16 protein-coding genes and 3 tRNA genes are annotated in these 16,692 nt (G+C 70.5%); 10 read left to right on the plus strand and 9 right to left on the minus strand.

Features of this window, described 5'->3' with window-relative positions:
- Positions 1-278: 278 nt before the first annotated feature.
- Positions 279-752, minus strand: coding sequence for an HIT family protein (locus QRY02_RS40555; protein WP_285988020.1), 474 nt, complete (start codon positions 750-752; stop codon positions 279-281).
- Positions 749-1,516: a GntR family transcriptional regulator gene (locus QRY02_RS40560; protein WP_285988021.1), complete on the minus strand. Its 768-nt coding sequence runs from the start codon at positions 1,514-1,516 to the stop codon at positions 749-751. Before QRY02_RS40560 ends, QRY02_RS40555 begins: the two co-directional genes overlap by 4 nt.
- 144 nt (positions 1,517-1,660) lie before the next feature.
- Here QRY02_RS40560 and QRY02_RS40565 point away from each other — a divergent pair, with 144 nt between their 5' ends.
- Genes QRY02_RS40565 through QRY02_RS40575 form a run of 3 tightly spaced genes read left to right on the plus strand, consistent with a single transcriptional unit; the run spans position 1,661 to position 4,656 of the window.
- Entirely contained in the window at positions 1,661-2,011 is a 351-nt protein-coding gene (locus tag QRY02_RS40565; protein ID WP_285988022.1) for a hypothetical protein, read from the plus strand.
- A gap of 49 nt (positions 2,012-2,060) precedes the next feature.
- Positions 2,061-3,464 (plus strand): replication initiator, encoded by a 1,404-nt coding sequence (locus tag QRY02_RS40570; RefSeq protein WP_285988023.1) that lies wholly within the window; start codon positions 2,061-2,063, stop codon positions 3,462-3,464.
- Positions 3,454-4,656, plus strand: coding sequence for a tyrosine-type recombinase/integrase (locus QRY02_RS40575; RefSeq protein ID WP_285988024.1), 1,203 nt, complete (start codon positions 3,454-3,456; stop codon positions 4,654-4,656). The genes QRY02_RS40570 and QRY02_RS40575 overlap by 11 nt, the downstream gene beginning before the upstream one ends.
- Before the next feature lie 31 nt (positions 4,657-4,687).
- Here QRY02_RS40575 and QRY02_RS40580 read toward each other — a convergent pair whose 3' ends face one another.
- Positions 4,688-5,179, minus strand: coding sequence for a YajQ family cyclic di-GMP-binding protein (locus tag QRY02_RS40580; protein WP_285988025.1), 492 nt, complete (start codon positions 5,177-5,179; stop codon positions 4,688-4,690).
- A gap of 128 nt (positions 5,180-5,307) precedes the next feature.
- Here QRY02_RS40580 and QRY02_RS40585 point away from each other — a divergent pair.
- Positions 5,308-5,390: transfer RNA gene (locus tag QRY02_RS40585), tRNA-Tyr, on the plus strand.
- A 285-nt stretch (positions 5,391-5,675) separates the two neighbouring features.
- Here the strand turns inward: QRY02_RS40585 and lon are convergent.
- The 3 genes from lon to QRY02_RS40600 form a co-directional block, all read right to left on the minus strand.
- Entirely contained in the window at positions 5,676-8,078 is a 2,403-nt protein-coding gene (gene lon / locus QRY02_RS40590; protein ID WP_285988026.1) for an endopeptidase La, read from the minus strand.
- 100 nt (positions 8,079-8,178) lie between these two features.
- Positions 8,179-9,030 carry an SAM-dependent methyltransferase gene (locus QRY02_RS40595; protein ID WP_285988027.1) on the minus strand — a complete coding sequence of 284 codons (852 nt, stop codon included), beginning with the start codon at positions 9,028-9,030 and terminating at the stop codon, positions 8,179-8,181.
- Between the two features lie 71 nt (positions 9,031-9,101).
- Positions 9,102-10,040: a GNAT family N-acetyltransferase gene (locus QRY02_RS40600; protein WP_285988028.1), complete on the minus strand. Its 939-nt coding sequence runs from the start codon at positions 10,038-10,040 to the stop codon at positions 9,102-9,104.
- A gap of 237 nt (positions 10,041-10,277) precedes the next feature.
- Between QRY02_RS40600 and QRY02_RS40605 the strand changes: the two genes are divergently transcribed.
- The 6 genes from QRY02_RS40605 to QRY02_RS40630 all read left to right on the plus strand — a co-directional run bounded on the left by QRY02_RS40605 (position 10,278) and on the right by QRY02_RS40630 (position 14,399).
- Complete coding sequence (locus QRY02_RS40605) at positions 10,278-12,923, plus strand: putative bifunctional diguanylate cyclase/phosphodiesterase (RefSeq protein ID WP_285988029.1); 2,646 nt, start codon at positions 10,278-10,280, stop codon at positions 12,921-12,923.
- Positions 12,924-13,003: 80 nt separating this feature from the next.
- Positions 13,004-13,076 (plus strand) — tRNA-Thr (locus QRY02_RS40610).
- Positions 13,077-13,126: 50 nt separating this feature from the next.
- Positions 13,127-13,199, plus strand: a tRNA-Met gene (locus QRY02_RS40615).
- Between the two features lie 50 nt (positions 13,200-13,249).
- Positions 13,250-13,414 carry a 50S ribosomal protein L33 gene (rpmG, locus tag QRY02_RS40620; RefSeq protein ID WP_005152047.1) on the plus strand — a complete coding sequence of 55 codons (165 nt, stop codon included), beginning with the start codon at positions 13,250-13,252 and terminating at the stop codon, positions 13,412-13,414.
- An 80-nt stretch (positions 13,415-13,494) separates the two neighbouring features.
- Complete coding sequence (locus tag QRY02_RS40625; RefSeq protein ID WP_285988030.1) at positions 13,495-13,944, plus strand: MaoC family dehydratase N-terminal domain-containing protein; 450 nt, start codon at positions 13,495-13,497, stop codon at positions 13,942-13,944.
- Complete coding sequence (locus QRY02_RS40630) at positions 13,941-14,399, plus strand: MaoC family dehydratase (protein ID WP_285988031.1); 459 nt, start codon at positions 13,941-13,943, stop codon at positions 14,397-14,399. Before QRY02_RS40625 ends, QRY02_RS40630 begins: the two co-directional genes overlap by 4 nt.
- Positions 14,400-14,445: 46 nt before the next feature.
- On the opposite strand, the gene QRY02_RS40635 is transcribed toward QRY02_RS40630, so the two are convergent.
- From QRY02_RS40635 to QRY02_RS40645, 3 genes are read right to left on the minus strand one after another with little or no spacing between them, the layout of a single operon-like run.
- A complete protein-coding gene (locus tag QRY02_RS40635) occupies positions 14,446-15,348 on the minus strand; it encodes an SGNH/GDSL hydrolase family protein (RefSeq protein ID WP_285988032.1) in 903 nt (300 codons plus the stop codon).
- Between the two features lie 35 nt (positions 15,349-15,383).
- A complete protein-coding gene (locus QRY02_RS40640) occupies positions 15,384-16,343 on the minus strand; it encodes a hypothetical protein (protein WP_285988033.1) in 960 nt (319 codons plus the stop codon).
- Complete coding sequence (locus tag QRY02_RS40645) at positions 16,340-16,690, minus strand: GntR family transcriptional regulator (protein WP_285988034.1); 351 nt, start codon at positions 16,688-16,690, stop codon at positions 16,340-16,342. The genes QRY02_RS40640 and QRY02_RS40645 overlap by 4 nt, the downstream gene beginning before the upstream one ends.
- Between the last annotated feature and the right edge of the window lie 2 nt (positions 16,691-16,692).

Genomic DNA, 16,692 nt, shown 5'->3' on the forward strand with positions numbered 1-16,692 from the left:
ACGAGATGCCGTCTGGCCAACCACGGACGCAACGTGCGAGCCCTGCCGGCCATCTCGGAGACCTGCCCGTCCGGCGAGGACATCTCTTCTTGGAACCGCGGCTTACCCGAACCCAACGGCCCACTCGCCCTGGCCGACTCGCGGGGGACCGGCCGCCAGGCCGCACGCCCCCGCGAGGGCTTGGCCGGGGCAAAGAGCTGGGGCCGAGCGGCCCCGGAGGGGCCGCCTTGATCCTGTAGAGAAAGTTCTCACCAAGCCTCCACCTCACGGGTAGCGGCTCAATCGAGGAGAGCCCGAAGCGCTGCGGCGTCGCTGGCGAGTTGCGCAGGGTCGATCTGGGACTCGTCGCCACTCTGAGGCAGCAGGGGGAACGGCCTCCCCGGAGCAGGGTCTTCGACGAAGCGTGGCAGTAGGTGTGTGTGGAGATGCGGGACGGTGTTTCCCAGCGTCTCGTAGTTCATCTTGAGCGGCCGGTAGAACGTGGCTAGCGCCTTCGCCACGGTCAACGTCGCCTTCCAGTACGCCTGCGCCTCCGACTCTGTCAGCTCGAACGGCTCGACGACGTGACGCCCGCGCCAGATCACGAGCGTGTACCCGCGCTGGATGTCGGCTCGCTGGAGCACGGCGTCCACGTCGGCCGTCTCGAAGATCCGAATGCCGTAGGTGTCCTCGTGCAAGCGCTTCGATTGGCACATCTCGCAGGCTTTGCCGCTGATCCGGTCAGCCCAGTTGCCCGGCCACTCGCTCGTCATGGCTGAATGTCGCCTTCGTTCCACTCGTAGATGAACTCGTGCTTGTCGCCCGCGTAGACGTCGTGCGCGGCCTGCAGTGGCCTGCCGTCCTTGTCGTAGTCGACGTCCCACATGTGCATCACCGGCACCCCTGCGTGGAGGTTGAGCAGCTCTATCTCCTCCGGGGTTGGCATGAGTGCGCTGAAGACCTCGACACCCCGGAAGAACTTGTGCCCCAGCGACTCGATCAGCTCGTCGGGTCCCTCGGGCAGTGCGTCGGGTGACTCAAGGCGGGTATCCGCTGCGAGCCACAGCGGGTAGTAGCTCGCGGAGACCACGACCGGGTCGTCGTCGAGGAACTGCAAGCGACGGCGTACGACTGCCTCGTCGCCGGGTGAGGCGCGGAGCCAATGGGCTGCGTTCGCGGGTAGGGGAGCGCGCCCGACGAAGAGGATTCGACGCGACGGAACCCGGCCTTGCTCGATGGCTCCGACATCGAAGACGGGCTTCCCGGTGTCCCGGTGGGCCGCGTGGCGTCGTGCTGCCGAAACGCGACGGAGGGGCGGGCGACGTCGAACGAAGGTACCGCGTCCGAACTCGGTCGTCACCAGGCCCTCGGCGACCAGGAAGGCAATCGCCTTGCCGGCCGTCGCCTTCGTCGTGCCGTACTGGGCGATGAGCTGCCGCTCGGACGGGAGGACGGCACCCGGGGCGAGTTCGCCCTGCATGATCGCCGCGCGCAAATCGGCCGCGATCCGTCTGCTGAGCGGTAGCCGTTCCGACACGGGGTCTCCTTCGCTGAGTCAATCTCCAGCGTACGGCCTCCCTAGTGAGACCTCCACACCTTGCTTGACAGCCTCCCTAGGGAGGTGCAACCTGGGATGACCTCCCTAGGGAGGTTAGGTGTCAACGCGACGACGGAGGCGATCATGGGCGCTCTTGCACTGCTGACTGATGAGCAGCACGCGACGGTGTCCGACGCCGTGCCGGTGCCGCGTGACGTGTGCCTCGCGGACCCGAACCCGGTCACGGGGGAGTTGTACTGCGAGTCCCGGTTCGTGGATCTTCCCGACTTCGTGGCGTGGCTAGTGGCTGAGCGGTTGGGTTTCGAGCGCTCCGAGTGGGATGCGCTGGTCGCCGTTCGTGAAGTGGCTGAGCGGGTCGACCTCCACCGGGAGTTCCCGATCCCGGCATGGGTGCGGATCAAGCGCGACCGGCAGGGCCGCCGTCGCGAGGAAGTTCATGTGTCGGATCTGGGCGACGCGGCGGCGTGGTTGTGAGCGCCCCAGTGTCACCGCTTAAGCGTCATAGTGCGGGGGTGGCTGCCTGATGGGTGCTGCTCCGCAGGGCTTCCGTGAGATGGTCGCGGCGTTCACCGAGTCCGGCACGCTGGACCCGGCCCTGGCGCACGTCCTCGCCCGAGCCAACTTCGACACTTGGGCCGGGAAGGTCAAGGCCGCTCGGGGCTGCGTGAAGCCGGTCCGGATGGCTGGGTCGTCCACAGTGGTTGACTCCTCCGGTCAGATCGTCTCCGAGCTCTCCGGCTCGGTGTTCGTGCCCTGCAAGAACCGCCGCGCGTCGGTGTGCGAGTCCTGCTCCGCCCACTACGCCCACGACACCTTCCACCTCATCCGCGCAGGCATGGCCGGGGGCAAGGGCGTCCCGGAGACCGTCACCGGCCACCTGCGCGTGCTGGCGACGCTGACCGCGCCGTCGTTCGGGAAAGTCCACTCGCGACCGTTCCGCAATGGACACGTGCGCCGCTGCTCCTGCGGTGAGCTGCACTCCCAGTACGACGACGTCCTCGGGACGCCCCTGGACCCCGGGACCTACGACTACGTCGGGTCGGTGCTGTGGCAGGCCCACGCGGGGGAGCTGTGGCGCCGCTTCACCATCGCCGTGGGCCGCAAGCTCGCCCGCGCCCTCGGGCTGCGCCCGGCTGAGCTGCGCGAGGTCATGCGCCTGTCCTACGCCAAGGTCGCGGAGTACCAGCGTCGCGGCCTCATCCACTTCCACGCCGTCGTCCGCATCGACGGCCCCGAGGGACCGGATGGACCGCCCCCGCCGGCCGAAGTGACCGACGACCTCCTGACCGCCGTGATCGAGGACGCGGCGGCCTCCGTCGTCGTGCGCACCCCCGAGTCCCCGGCCGTCGGCGTGGTCGAGCTGACGTGGGGTGAGCAGGTCGACGTGGAGCCGATCGCGGCTTCGGAGGGCACCTCGGAGGACTCGGATGGCGGCTGGCACGACCGGCGCGTCGCGGGCTACGTCGCCAAGTACGCCACCAAGGGCACCCGCCTGACCGAAGGCTGCGACTACCGGATCCGCTCGGCGGAGCACATCGAACAGCTTCCGATCACCGAGCACCACAAGCAGCTCATGCGCACCGCCTGGCGGCTCGGCGGCCTGCCCGAGTACGGCGAGCTGAACCTGCGCAAGTGGGCGCACATGCTCGGGTTCCGGGGCCACTTCCTGACCAAGTCCCGCCGCTACTCCACCACCTTCGGGGAGATCCGCCGGACGCGGGCGGAGTACCGCCTCGACGAGCAGCGTGAGGCCCTGGGCATCGCCGACACCGAGGTCCTGACCGTCGTCAACGACTGGGCCATGACCGGCATCGGCTACCACAACGACGCCGAACGACGGCTCGCCGCCGTGTTCGCCGAACTGCACCTTGCCCGGCGCAAGCTCGACGGCCAGGAGGACGACGGCGGGGGACCACATGGCCGTTGACGACCTCTGGTACCTGCGCAAACGCGACGCGGCCACCGGCGAACGGCTGCGCTCGAAGCGCCACGGACGCGGTAAGCGCTGGCGTGTCCGCTGGGTCGATCCGGACACTGGCCAGGACCGTACTGAGCTGTTCGAGCGCCGCGCCGACGCCGACCGGCACGACGCGAACATGCACGCCGACATCTCGCGCGGGCAGTACGTCGATCCTCGAGCCGGACGCCTGACGTTCCGGGACTACGCGGAGCAGTGGCGGCAGACGCTCCTGCACCGCCCGAGCACGGCCGAACGCACGGAGCGCGTCATCCGGCGGCACCTGGTGCCCGTGCTCGGTGAGCTGCCCATCGCCCAGATCCGTAGCTCCCACATTCGGGGCTGGGTAAAGGATCGAGCCGCGAAGCTCGCTCCGAGCACGCTCACGGTCGTCTACTTCGGGACGCTCGTCCCGCTGTTCAACGCGGCCGTCGCCGACAAGCGCATCGGGTCCTCTCCGTGCGTCGGCATCCGTCTGCCGGAGATCGAGGACGCCCAGTACTACATCGCGCGGCCCGAAGAGGTCCACGCGCTCCACGACGCACTCCCGGAGCGCTACCGGCCGATCGTCTACCTGGCGGCTGGCTGCGGCTGGCGGGGCGGCGAGATCTTCGGCCTGGAGCGCGACGCGATCGACTTCGACGCGATGGAGGTCGAGGTCCGGCACCAGCTCACCGTGGTGTCCGGCCGCACGCCGTACCTGGCCCCGCCGAAGACCAAGACCAGTCGCCGCGCGAACGAGCTGCCGACACTGGTCGCGGACTCCCTGCGGCGGCACCTGGAGACGTTCCGGTTGGTCCCGGAGGAGATCGACGATGAGACCGACCCCCGCCGGCCGATCCGGCGGCCCGTCAACCTCGTGTTCACGCGGGGCGACGGCCGCTCGATCCACCGGGCCGACTGGTCGTACATCTGGCGTCCGGCCGTGAAGGCTGCGGGCCTGCCGGAGGGCTTCGGCCTGCGTGACCTCAGGCACTACTTCGCCACGGTGCTGATCTTCGGCGGAGCGAACGTCAAGACCGTTCAGCTCGCCATGGGCCACACCACGCCCACGGTGACGCTCAACACCTACGTCGGCTACTGGCCGGACGCGGTGGACCAGACGCGGACGCTCGTCGACTCCGCGCTCGGTTGTACCGACGTTGTACCCACGGGCACCTGAAACCAGATACCCGCAGGTCAACGCGGGTAAGTCACCGGTAGTTGGTGAACTGCAGCGCGATCTCGAAGTCCTTGCCCTTCAGCAAGGCGATCACCTCCTGCAGCTGGTCCTTCTTCTTGCCCGACACCCGCAGCTGGTCGCCCTGGATCTGGGCCTGGACGCCCTTCGGACCCTCGTCGCGGATGTACTTGGCGATCTGCTTCGCCTTGTCCGAGGCGATGCCCTGCAGGATCTTGCCGGAGATCTTGTAGATCTTGCCCGACAGCGCCGGCTCGCCGGCTTCGAAGGCCTTCAGGGAGATGCTGCGCTTGATCAGCTTCTCCTTGAACACCTCGACCGCGGCCAGCGCGCGCTCCTCGGTCTCGGACTCGATCGTGAGCGCCTCCTCGCCGGCCCAGTTGATCGTCGTGCCGGTGCCGCGGAAGTCGAACCGCGTGCCCAGCTCCTTGCTCGCCTGGTTGAGCGCGTTGTCCACCTCCTGGCGGTCGACCTTGCTCACGACGTCGAAAGAGGGATCCGCCACGTGTCCTCACACCTCGTACTCGCTTGTCAGGGGCCACCCAGCCTAGCCCCCACCGGGGGAGGGGTATCCCGGTTGACCCCCGCTCCGACCCCTTGGGTAAGCTTTCCCCGGCCGGTGAGACCGGCCTGGGCGGGTTACCCGAGTGGCCAAAGGGGACTGGCTGTAAACCAGTTGGCTTACGCCTACGGGGGTTCGAATCCCTCACCCGCCACGTTCGTTCGTGAGAGAGCCCTGTCTGCGGAGTGCGCAGACAGGGCTCTCTTCCGTTGTGTCCCTTGGGGGTCGAACCCCCAAACCCCCGCCAAGGGGCTCCGCCCCCTGGACCCCCGGCCGCGGTCACCTTGGGTGTTCAGGTGGCCGCAGGGCACCTGGACCCGATGTGTTCCGCCACCGTCGCCCGCAAGCGCTGGGCGGCGATAGCGGAACAAAGCACCGGCAGAACGGCCGGCCGGTTCCCCTCGGGGGAAGGGAACCGGCCGCCGGGCGGCGCTCGGGGTTACGCCGCCTGGGAAACCGGCGTTGAAGCCGGGGTCAGGGCGAGGTCGAGGACCTCGCGGACGTTCGCCACCGCGTGCACCTCCAGCTGGGCCAGCACCTCGGCCGGGACGTCGTCCAGGTCCGGCTCGTTGCGCTGGGGGATGATCACCGTCTTCATCCCCGCCCGGTGGGCCGCCAGCAGCTTCTGCTTCACGCCGCCGATCGGGAGGACGCGGCCCGTCAGGGACACCTCGCCCGTCATCGCGACGTCCGAGCGGACCACGCGACCCGAAAGCAGCGACGCCAGCGCCGTCGTCATCGTGATGCCCGCCGACGGGCCGTCCTTCGGGACCGCGCCCGCCGGGACGTGGACGTGGATGCCCCGCTCGCGCAGGTCGCCGACCGGCAGTTCCAGCTCCGCGCCGTGCGAGCGCAGGTAGGACAGCGCGATCTGCACCGACTCCTTCATCACGTCACCGAGCTGGCCGGTCAGCTGCAGCCCGGACGCGCCGGACTCCTGGTCCGCCAGCGACGCCTCGATGTACAGGACGTCACCGCCGGCACCCGTCACCGCCAGACCCGTTGCCACACCGGGGGTTGCCGTGCGCTGGGTCGACGCCGGCAGCGACGACTCCGGCAGGTGCCGCGGGCGGCCGAGGTAGGTCTCCAGGGAGGCGGCGTCCACCGTGAGCGGCAGCGAGACCTCGTCCAAAGCGACCTTGGTCGCGATCTTCCGCAGCACCTTGGCGATCGTGCGGTTCGCGTCGCGCACGCCCGCCTCGCGGGTGTACTCGGCGGCGATCCGGCTGAACGCGGCATCCGTCAGGACGACGTCGGACGTGCCCAGGCCGGCGCGCTCCAGCTCGCGGGGGAGCAGGTGGTCGCGGGCGATGGTGACCTTCTCGTGCTCGGTGTAGCCGTCCAGCGTGACGAGCTCCATGCGGTCCAGCAGCGGGCCGGGGATGGTCTCCAGCGCGTTGGCCGTCGCCAGGAACACGACGTCGGACAGGTCCAGCTCGACCTCGAGGTAGTGGTCGCGGAACGTGTGGTTCTGCTCCGGGTCCAGCACCTCGAGCAGTGCCGCGGTCGGGTCGCCGCGGTAGTCGGCGCCCACCTTGTCGATCTCGTCGAGCAGCACGACCGGGTTCATCGAGCCGGCTTCCTTGATGGCGCGGACGATCCGGCCGGGCAGCGCGCCGACGTAGGTGCGGCGGTGGCCGCGGATCTCCGCCTCGTCGCGGATGCCGCCCAGCGCCACCCGGACGAACTTGCGGCCCATGGCCTTCGCGACGGACTCACCCAGCGACGTCTTGCCGACCCCGGGAGGGCCCGCGAGGGCGAGCACCGCGCCGGACCGGCGTCCACCGACCGGGCCGAGACCCGATTCGGCACGCCGCTTGCGCACGGCCAAGTACTCGATGATGCGTTCCTTGACGTCGTCGAGGCCGGCGTGGTCGGCGTCCAAGACCGCCCGGGCGGCCGCGATGTCGTGGATGTCCTCGGTGCGCTCGTTCCAGGGCAGCTCCAGGACCGTGTCCAGCCAGGTGCGGATCCAGCCGCCTTCGGGGGACTGCTCGGACGTGCGGTCCAGCTTGTCCACTTCGGCCAGTGCGGTCTTCTTGACGGCGTCGGGCAGTTCGGCGGCCTCGACGCGGGCGCGGTAGTCGTCGTCCTGCGCGGTGCCGTCGAGCTCGCCGAGCTCCTTGCGGATGGCCTCGAGCTGGCGGCGCAGCAGGAACTCCTTCTGCTGCTTCTCCATGCCCTCGGCGACGTCCTTGCGGATCGTGTCGGTCACCTCGAGCTCGGCCAGGTGCTCCTTGCTCCACTCGAGCGACTTCTCCAGGCGGGCAGCGACGTCCAAAGTAGACAGCAGCTCGAGCTTCTGCTCAGTGGACAGGTAGGGCGCGTTGCCGGACAGGTCGGCGATCGCGGAGGCGTCCTCGACCTGCTGGACGGCGTCGATCAGCTGCCAGCCGCCGCGCTGCTGGAGGATCGAGATGACGACGGCCTTGTACTCGGCCGCGAGCTGCGCGGTCCGGTCGTCCGTGGTCTCGGTGGCGTCCTCGGCGTGCACCCAGCGGGCGGCGCCGGGACCGTCGGCGATCCGGCCGACGACCGCGCGGGCCGTGCCGCGCAGCAGGACGGCGGCCTTGCCGCCGGGCACGCGGCCGATGCGCTCGACCGTCGCGACGGTGCCGAACTCGGCGTACTCGCCGTGGACGCGCGGCACGATCAGGACCTCGGCCTTGGTGGCCGCGGTCGACCGGATGCCGGGGAAGGACGCCTGGCTCGGCGTCTTGGCCTGGGCGGACTCCACCGCGGCCCGCGTCTCGGTGTCGGTCAGGTCGAGCGGGACGACCATGCCCGGCAGCACGACGTCGTCATCGAGCGGGAGCACGGGCAGGAGGCGGGTGTCGGACATGTGCACTCCTCGGGTAGTTGAGTCTGCCTAGCTCAACTCTCCGATGGGTGTGTTTGTTTCCGATGGGGCGTTCGCCCACAGCGATCGGGGAAACCGCAGGTCAGGAGGGTTTCTCCGCCACGGCACACCACGCGTAGGGGCGCGCCTCCGCCTCCAGCGCGTTGATTTTCCGGTCCGGCCGCCAGTCCGGCAGGTGCACGATGCCCGGCTCCAGGAGCGGCCAGTCGCCGAAGAGCGGCTCGATCTCTTCGCGGTTGCGCAGCCAGACCGGGTTGCTCGTCTTCCGGTACTGCTCGACGAACCAGCGCAGCCCTTCGAGCGTTTCGCCGGTCCCGTCGCCTTCGCTCATCTGCGAGATCGCCAGCCAGCTGCCCGGGGCGAGGGCGTCCCGGTACGCCGCCAGCAGCCCGTCCGGGTCGTCGTCGGGGCCGACGAAGTGCAGCACCGCCGCCATGATCAGGCACACCGGCCGGGAGAAGTCGATGAGGCGCTGTGTTTCCGCGGCGCGGAGCACGGACTTCGCGTCCCGCATGTCGGCCTGGACGATGCCGGCCCAGTCGGTCGCCATGCCCTCTTCGAGGATCAGCGTCGCGTGGGCGACGGCGACCGGCTCGTAGTCGACGTAAACGACCTTCGCGTCGTGGTCCTCGGGCAGCTCCGCCTCGACGACCTCGTGCACGTTCCCGGCCGTCGGCACCCCCGAGCCGAGGTCGATGAACTGCCGGATCCCGGCCCGCAGCGCCGCCCGCACCGCGCGGTTCATGAACTCGCGGTTCTGCTTCGACCCCGGGCGCACCAGCGGCCACTGCTGTTCCATGCGCCGGCCGAACTCGCGGTCCACGGCCCAGTTCTGGGTACCGCCCAGGTACCAGTCGTAGATCCGGGCCGCGGACGGCTTCTCGGTGTCGACACCTTCGGGCGCTCTCGGTGCGGAATCCCGCTGGTCGGTCACTTCAGGCTCCCCTCGCTGGCGGCGGGGTTCAGCCTATAAGCCCTGCGCACCCACGGTAATCCTCCAGTAGTTCACCGAACAGCCGGTCGACGCTGCCAGTACGTCCACAGCGGGCGGTACCCCTGCGCGTACCAGAACGGCGTCGACAGCGGGTTCGCCGCGGCGTGGTGCAGCAGGACGACGTCGGCACCTTCCTCGTCGAGGACGTGGTGGGCGTGCGTCGCCAGCGCGGTGCCGACGCCGGACGACCGCGCCGCTTCCGCCACGGCCAGTGACGACAGGTAGCCCACACGGGAAGCGGCCACGCGGCCGCTGATCCAGCCGGTCTCGCCCGGGTGCTGGACGCCCACCATGCCGAGCGGGCGGCCGTACAGCTCGGCGATCCACAACGGCGGCTCCGGCCGCTTCAGCTGCTCGGCGAGGTCCTTGGCCAGGATCTCCTCGACGCCGGTGCGCCAGTTCACCGTGCCGTACTGGGCGTCGTAGGAGTGCAGTTCCATGCCGAGCGCCACCGCCGTCTCGAGGTCGCCGGGCTCGGCGCGGCGGATCTTGACCCCGGGCGTCCCCAGCGGGGTCGCCGGGACCAGCCGCTGCGCGGGGCGGACCGCGACCACGCGCAGCGGGGCGAAGCCGTGGTGCAGCATTTCGCGCGCGCCGGCGGCGTCCCGGCTCGCGCGCGGCACGATCGCCGCCGTCTCGGTGTCACCCGGCTCGGCGACCGCGCGCAGATGTTCATCCCATCGGGTGAGGAGGGCGTCCAGCACGGCCGCCGGCTGCGGTCCGGCCAGCTGGACGTCGAGCCGGTGCTCGGTGAGCGCGCGCCACGGCGCGTTCGGGGCGTCGCGGTCGACCTGGACGCGGGAAGCGAGCCCGGACGCCGCCGAGCCGCCCGTCGCGACCTCCAGGACCACCGCGTTTTCCGCCGCTTCGAAGGGAGTAGATCCGGGGAGGAGGGAATCCACCGCCGCGAGCCGCGCCGCGTGCTCGGTGGCAATCACATCGCTGTGCATGGGCCCATTGAAGCGCTACCCGGGGTTCCGTGCGTACAGAACGGCCGGAGGTTCGTACACCCGGCGTTTCACCCCTTGGTCCACGCAGGTCAGCGCGTTCGAGGCATTGTTAACCCTGGGGTGATCTCCTACTGTCTCGAAAGGGACGCGGGTACGCCCTACGGGGTACGGTATGGCCCCTGTCCACACCCGAAGTCACGGATCAGCACCGGTGGACAAGCCGGGAGGGAAGGTCGGATGCCGGACACCAACGCCCACGGCGACGCCGTCGCGCAGGCGCAGCCCGGGCCGGGAGCCGCTTCCGGGACACCACCCGTCTCCGCCGAAGCCCGCACCGACGAGCGCCGGTTCCGCGTCTACACCTTCGCCGTCCTGAGCCTCGGGCTCGTCGCCGCCTTCGCGGTCGGGTCGTGGCTGCCGTTCCACTGGGACGACCGGCTGCTGTGGATCGCGCCCGTGCTCGCGGTCGCCTTCCTGCTCGCCGAACAGCTCGGCATCAACGTCGACGTCCGCAGCGGCATCTCGTGGACGATCTCCTTCACCGAAATCCCGCTCGTCATCGGGTTCTTCATCGCGCCGTTCGAGGTCGTGCTGGTCGCGCACCTGATCGCCGGCATCGGCACGCTGCTCGCCCGCAAGGTCGCCGGGCGCGTCCTCTACAACGCGGGTGCGTTCCTGCTCGAGATCACCGGCGCCTTCGCGGTCGCCGGGCTGGTGAAGTACCTCGTCGGCGCCGGGACGGGCGACAAGATCCCGTGGGTCGCGGCGCTGGCCGGGACCCTGACCGCGCCGCTGGTCAGCACGCTGCTCGCCCTGGCCGCGGTCCGCGTGCTGCGGCGCCGCATGCGGGTCAGCACCGCCGTGCGGCTCACCGGGCGGATCCTGGTCGTCGGCTTCGTCAACGCGTCCGTCGGCCTCTCCGGCTACCTCGTCATCTCCAGTACGCCCCAGGCGTGGCCGCTGGTACTCGCCGTCTTCCTCGGCCTCACCGCGCTGTACTGGGCGTACTCCGACCTGCTGCGCGAGCAGCGGGACATGGAGGCGCTCTCGGACGTCAGCCTGATGGTCGCCCGCTCGGGCCAGCAGGCCGCGGCGCGCCCGGCCAGCCGCGCCGACGAGCTCGTCGGCGGCGTCGACGTCCGCGAATGGGCGACGATCGCCGAGCGCATCAAGGACCAGCTCGCCGCCGGCCGCGTCGTGCTGCGGCTCCGGCTCGAGCCGAAGGACACCATGCGGGTCGTGGTCGCGGGCGACGACCTGCCGGCCGCCGACCCCGCCGCCGACGACCCGCTGCTGCGGCTGCCCGGCGCGCACGTCCGGCACTTCCGGATCACCGAGGCCAACCCCGACGTCCGCGCGGCGCTGCTCGACCGCGGCGCGCAGGAGGCGCTCGTCGTCCCGCTGCGCAGCGCGAACCGGCTGCTCGGCGTCGTCGAGGCGCACGACCGGCTGTCCCGCTGGCGCGGCTTCGGCAAGTACGACGTCCAGCTGCTCGGCACGATGGCCAGCCACCTCGCCACGTCGCTGGACAACCGGCGGCTGCTGGCGACGCTGCGCCACGACGCCTACCACGACCCGCTCACCGGGCACCTCAACCGGCCGGGCTTCCGGCAGGTGGCGAAGGAACCGTTGCGGGACTTCGCGAACGCCGTCGTGCTGCGGATCGACCTCGACGTCTTCTCGACGGTCAGCGACGCGCTCGGCTACGCCTGGGCCGACCGGATGGTCGTCGCCGCCGGCCGCCGCATCCGCGACGCGCTCGGCCCCGACGTCCCGCTCGCCCGGCTCGAAGGCGCGTCCTTCGCGGCGCTGCTCGTCGGCTGCCCGCCGGAGGACGCCCACCGCGCGGCGGAACGGCTGCGCGAAGAGCTGTCGGCGCCTTATCCGGTCGACCGGCTGTCGGTCGAGGCGAACGCGATGATCGGCTACGCGACGACGTCCGCGGAAGAACCGGGCGACGTCGTCGACATCGAAGGCCTGCTGCAGCGCGCCGACGTCGCCGTCCGCGCGACCAAGGGCGGCGAAGAGGTCCGCGGCTACGTGCCGAGCATGGGCCAGATCTTCCTGCGCCGCTTCCAGATGGTGACGCAGTTCCGGCAGTCCCTCGAGGACGGCCAGGTCAGCGTGCACTACCAGCCGAAGATCACTCTGCCGAACCGGCAGGTGCAGGGCGTCGAAGCGCTGGTCCGCTGGGTGCACCCGGAGTTCGGCAGGCTCGGCCCGGACGAGTTCGTCCCGGCGATCGAAGCGGCCGGCCTGATCGGCGTCCTGACGGGTTTCGTGCTCGGCGAGGCGCTCAAGCGCTGCCGCAAGTGGCTCGACGAGGGCCTGCGGATCTCGGTCGCGGTCAACCTGTCGGTGCGCAACCTGGCCGACGAAGACTTCCCGAACAAGGTGGCCCGCGAGCTGGAGCACTACGGCATCCCGCCGGAGCTGCTGACGTTCGAGCTGACCGAGTCCGGCGTGATGTCCGACCCGCAGAAGGCGCTGCCGATCCTGCGCGAGCTGCACTCGCTGGGCATCACCCTCGCCGTGGACGACTTCGGGACGGGCTACTCGTCGCTGGCGTACCTGCGGCAGCTGCCGGTCGACCAGGTCAAGATCGACAAGAGCTTCGTCCTCGGCATGGGGACCGACCTCGGCGACCTCGCGGTGGTCCGGTCGATCGTCGAGCTGGGGCACTCGCTCGGGCTGACGGTGGTGGCCGAGGGCGTCGAGGAGGACGTGGCCCGCGACCAGCTCGAGGCGATGGGGTGTGACGTCGCCCAGGGTTACCTGATCTCGCGGCCGCTGCCGGAGGACCGCCTGGAGGCGTGGCTGCAGGCCCGGACCGCGCGCTCGCCCGGACGCCACTCCGAGACCGTGTTGACCCTCCTGACCTGAGGTTTTGTGCTAAGAGGACCCCGGTTGCACGGCCGGGTGACGGTCCTTGCTAATCTTTCCAAGTCCTCGCGAGAGGCCAGGCCCCTTTAGCTCAGTCGGCAGAGCGTCTCCATGGTAAGGAGAAGGTCTACGGTTCGATTCCGTAAAGGGGCTCACGACCTCAGCCGCGTCACGCCTGCGTGTCGCGGCTTGGGTCATGTAAGGGCGGTGTAGCTCAGTTGGCAGAGCAAGCGGCTCATAATCGCTGTGTCGCCGGTTCAAGTCCGGCCACCGCTACGCGGTAACGACGGGGCTGGCCCCCGGGACCTGAGAGAGAAGGAAACGCTGTGGCTGCCACCGACGTGCGACCCAAGATCACGCTGGCGTGCGAAGAGTGCAAGCACCGCAACTACATCACCAAGAAGAACCGGCGCAACAACCCGGATCGCCTGGAGATGAAGAAGTTCTGCCCGAACTGCGGTACGCACCGGACGCACAAGGAAACCCGCTGACGATGTAGCGCGTTCACCAGCTTCGAGAAGCCGCCCTGGAACCACCCGGGCGGCTTCTTGCTGTTGGTAGCCTCGTCGGCGTGCCCTTGGACCAGTCGTTCACCGGGCGGACTTATCCGCCGCAGACCAGTTACGAAGTGAGCCGGGAGAAGATCCGGGAGTTCGCCGACGCGATCGGCGACGCGAACCCGGTCTACCGCGACCCGGAGGCGGCCCGCGAAGCCGGTCACCCGGACGTGATCGCCCCGCCGACCTTCCTCACGATCATCAACCTCGCCTCGATCAACGCGATCGTCGCCGACCCCGAACTCGGCCTCGACTATTCGCGCATGGTGCACGGCGACCAGGGCTTCACCTACACGCGCCCGGTCCTCGCCGGCGACGTGCTCGAGGTGACCACCCACATCGACGCCATCATGGCCCGCGCGGGCAACGACTTCATCAACCTGCGCGCCGACATCACCGACGCCGCCGGCCAGAAGGTCTGCTCCACCCGCGCGCAGCTGGTGGTCCGAGGGGAGAACGCGTGACCACAGCTGACGGGGGTCCGGGTGGCGGAGCCCCCGGCCGGGGCGAAGCCCCGCATGTCACAGTCGGCGACGAGCTGCCCGCCCTCGAGGTCCGGATCACCCGCGATCAGCTGGTCCGCTACGCCGGGGCGGCGCTGGACTTCAACCCGATCCACTGGAACGAGACGTTCGCGAAGGACGTCGGCCTGCCGGACGTGATCGCGCACGGGATGCTGACGATGGCGGTGGCGGGCCGGGTGGTCACGGACTGGCTCGGCGACCCGGCCCGGCTGGTCGACTTCAGCGCTCGGTTCACCCGCCCGGTGGTGGTGCCGAACACGCCCGAGGGCGCGCTGGTGGAGATCACCGGGAAGGTCGCGGACGTCAAGGACGACGGCATCGCGCGGATCGACCTCGTGGTGAAGTTCGACGGCAAGACGGTGCTGGGGAAGCCGCAGGCCCTGGTCCGCCGCTGAGCCGGCCGGGGTGACGGGCGCGGCCGGCCGGCGACCGCGCCCGCCGCTACGGCAGCTTGAGCACCGCCAGCACCGCGTCGGCCATGCCCTGCTCCCCCCGGGCGTTCGGGTGGAGCGGGATGGCCGGCGAGGCGGGCAGCAGGCCCTCCACCCAGCGCTTGTCCGACGCCGAGCAGGCGTCGTGGCCCTTGCCGGGGGTGGCCGTGTCCGCGTAGCCCGCCCGGTGCGCGTCCGCCTGGTCCTCCAGCATCTTGTTCAGCTTGCCCAGCACACCGCGGAAGTACTCGATGTCGCCCGCGCCGAACGGCAGCGCCGGCCAGCAGCCGTTGCCGTCCGGGAGCACCGTCGGGTAGCCGACCACCACGACCTTCGCCTTCGGGGCCTTCTCGTGGATCCGGTCGAGGAGCGCGCCGACCTTCGGGGCCGTGGCGTCGATGCGCTCGGCCAGCTGGTCGTGGCCGCCGGCGGTCAGGCGGTCCCGGCACGGTGCGGAGTTCTGGTGCGTCGTCGCGCAGCTCGACGCGAACGCGATCAAGCCGATGTCGTTGCCGCCGATGCCCAGTGTCACCAGCGTCGTCTCCGCCGTCACCGCGTCCAGCTGCGGCGGGTTCGTGCCGTTTCCCGTCTTCTGCGCCTGGCTCAGGTGGTCCGTCGTCGCGCCGCTGCAGCTGACGTCGGCGAACTGGGCCGGCTTCAGCTTCGCCGAGACGAGGTGCGGGTAGTTGTCGTCCGAGCGTTCGCAGCCGGCCGGGGTCCCCGCCTGGCGCCCGGTCCGCGGCGACGACGTGTACGAATCCCCGAGGGCGACGTAGCGGCCGGAGCCGCCCCCGGTGTCCACGCCCTCCGGTGGCGCCGACGACGAGCCGTGCTGCCACTTGTAGTACCCGAAGGCCAGGAGCCCGACCACGAGCACGACCATCAGGCAGCCGCCACCGCTTTTCTTCGCCACTTCTCCGGTTCTACCGAACCCGCCGTCACTCCGGCCTAGTCAATCCGGGTGATCCGCTGCGCGAGCAGGTCGTTGACCAGTCCGGCGCCCGTCTCCGGGTCGTCCACGCTCACCAGCACGGTCCGGCCGTTCTCGAGGGCGAGCGCCAGCGCCGGGCCGCCGCGGACCTTGTACGCCGTCGTGCCGGTGACCGGGTTGAAGCGGAGACCGAGCCCGCCGTCGCCGAACGTCGAGAGCTCGCGCGCGGTCGCTTCGCGGATGGCGGTCAGCGCCAGGTGCCGCCACGGGAAGCCCAGGAGGCCGAAGCGGATCGTGACGCCCTTGGCGTCCACGGTCGCCGACAGCCGGTAGGTCAGCGCCGTCACCACCAGGCCGACCAGGGCGATCCACACACCCGTCGGCCACGGGAGTCCGGCGGGCAGGAGGGCGATCGCCACCGGGATCAGCGCCAGCGCCCAGAGCATCGCCGGGTTCACCGCCCGGCTCGACCAGAACCCGCGCTGCCCGGGCCGGAGACCGACGCTCGGCCGGTGCCCCGGGGTTTCCCGGACCGGTGGTGCCGGCAGCCCGCCGACGAGTGCCGCCACCACCCCGATGACGGCCGCACCCAGCATCAAGGGCACGACGACGAGGCCGCCGCGGGCCGCGTGCCAGTCCGGGGCATCGAGGTTCGCCACGACCACCGAGAGCAGGACGGCGGCCGGCAGGGCGGCGAACCCGGCGCCCACCCCGACGGTCGGGCGCGGCAGCGGCCGTCCGCGGCGCAGCGCGGTGACCGCCGTCGTGGTGAGGAGCAGGACGGCGACGGCGCCGAGCCCCAGGCTCATGCCGGTGAACGTCCCGAGCGAGGAGTGGCCGTCCGGTGCGCTGCGCCAGTGCGTCGCGACGGGGTCGGGCAGCCGGTGCGTCCACGCGTTCTCGAGCGCACCCGCGACGGCGAGCGCGGCGCCCGGCAGCACGGCCGTGGCGAGCAGGACCCGGATCAGCTTGTTCATGAGTACTTCTCCTTCAACACCCCGGTGAGTTCGTCCAGGCCGACGCCCGTGCGCTTCGCCTCGCGGACCAGGTCCTCGGCCAGTTCGGCCAGCCGCGCCCGGGAGGACGCGCCGCCGATGACGACGGCGCCCCGGCGTCGCCGCAGGTCGATGAGGCCTTCGTCGCGAAGCAGCGCATACGCCCGCAACACGGTGTGGACGTTGATCTCGAGGGCCGCGGCCAGTTCCCGGGCCGGTGGCAGCTGCTGGCCGGGAGCCGGACGGCCGTCGGCGAGGGACCGGCGCAGCGAGGCAGCCACCTGCTCGAAGAGCGGGACGGTGGAGCTCGGATCGATTTGAACGAGCATAG

The organism is Amycolatopsis sp. DG1A-15b (genome assembly GCF_030285645.1).
Classification (GTDB): Bacteria; Actinomycetota; Actinomycetes; order Mycobacteriales; family Pseudonocardiaceae; genus Amycolatopsis.

Excerpts from the sequence above, each read along its gene's own strand:
- QRY02_RS40555 (WP_285988020.1), bottom strand. The coding sequence starts at position 752 with ATGACGAGCGAGTGGCCGGGCAACTGGGCTGACCGGATCAGCGGCAAA.
- QRY02_RS40565 (WP_285988022.1), top strand. The coding sequence starts at position 1,661 with ATGGGCGCTCTTGCACTGCTGACTGATGAGCAGCACGCGACGGTGTCC.
- QRY02_RS40570 (WP_285988023.1), top strand. The coding sequence starts at position 2,061 with ATGGGTGCTGCTCCGCAGGGCTTCCGTGAGATGGTCGCGGCGTTCACC.
- QRY02_RS40575 (WP_285988024.1), top strand. The coding sequence starts at position 3,454 with ATGGCCGTTGACGACCTCTGGTACCTGCGCAAACGCGACGCGGCCACC.
- lon (WP_285988026.1), bottom strand. The coding sequence starts at position 8,078 with ATGTCCGACACCCGCCTCCTGCCCGTGCTCCCGCTCGATGACGACGTC.
- QRY02_RS40600 (WP_285988028.1), bottom strand. The coding sequence starts at position 10,040 with ATGCACAGCGATGTGATTGCCACCGAGCACGCGGCGCGGCTCGCGGCG.
- QRY02_RS40605 (WP_285988029.1), top strand. The coding sequence starts at position 10,278 with ATGCCGGACACCAACGCCCACGGCGACGCCGTCGCGCAGGCGCAGCCC.
- QRY02_RS40640 (WP_285988033.1), bottom strand. The coding sequence starts at position 16,343 with ATGAACAAGCTGATCCGGGTCCTGCTCGCCACGGCCGTGCTGCCGGGC.
- QRY02_RS40645 (WP_285988034.1), bottom strand. The coding sequence starts at position 16,690 with ATGCTCGTTCAAATCGATCCGAGCTCCACCGTCCCGCTCTTCGAGCAG.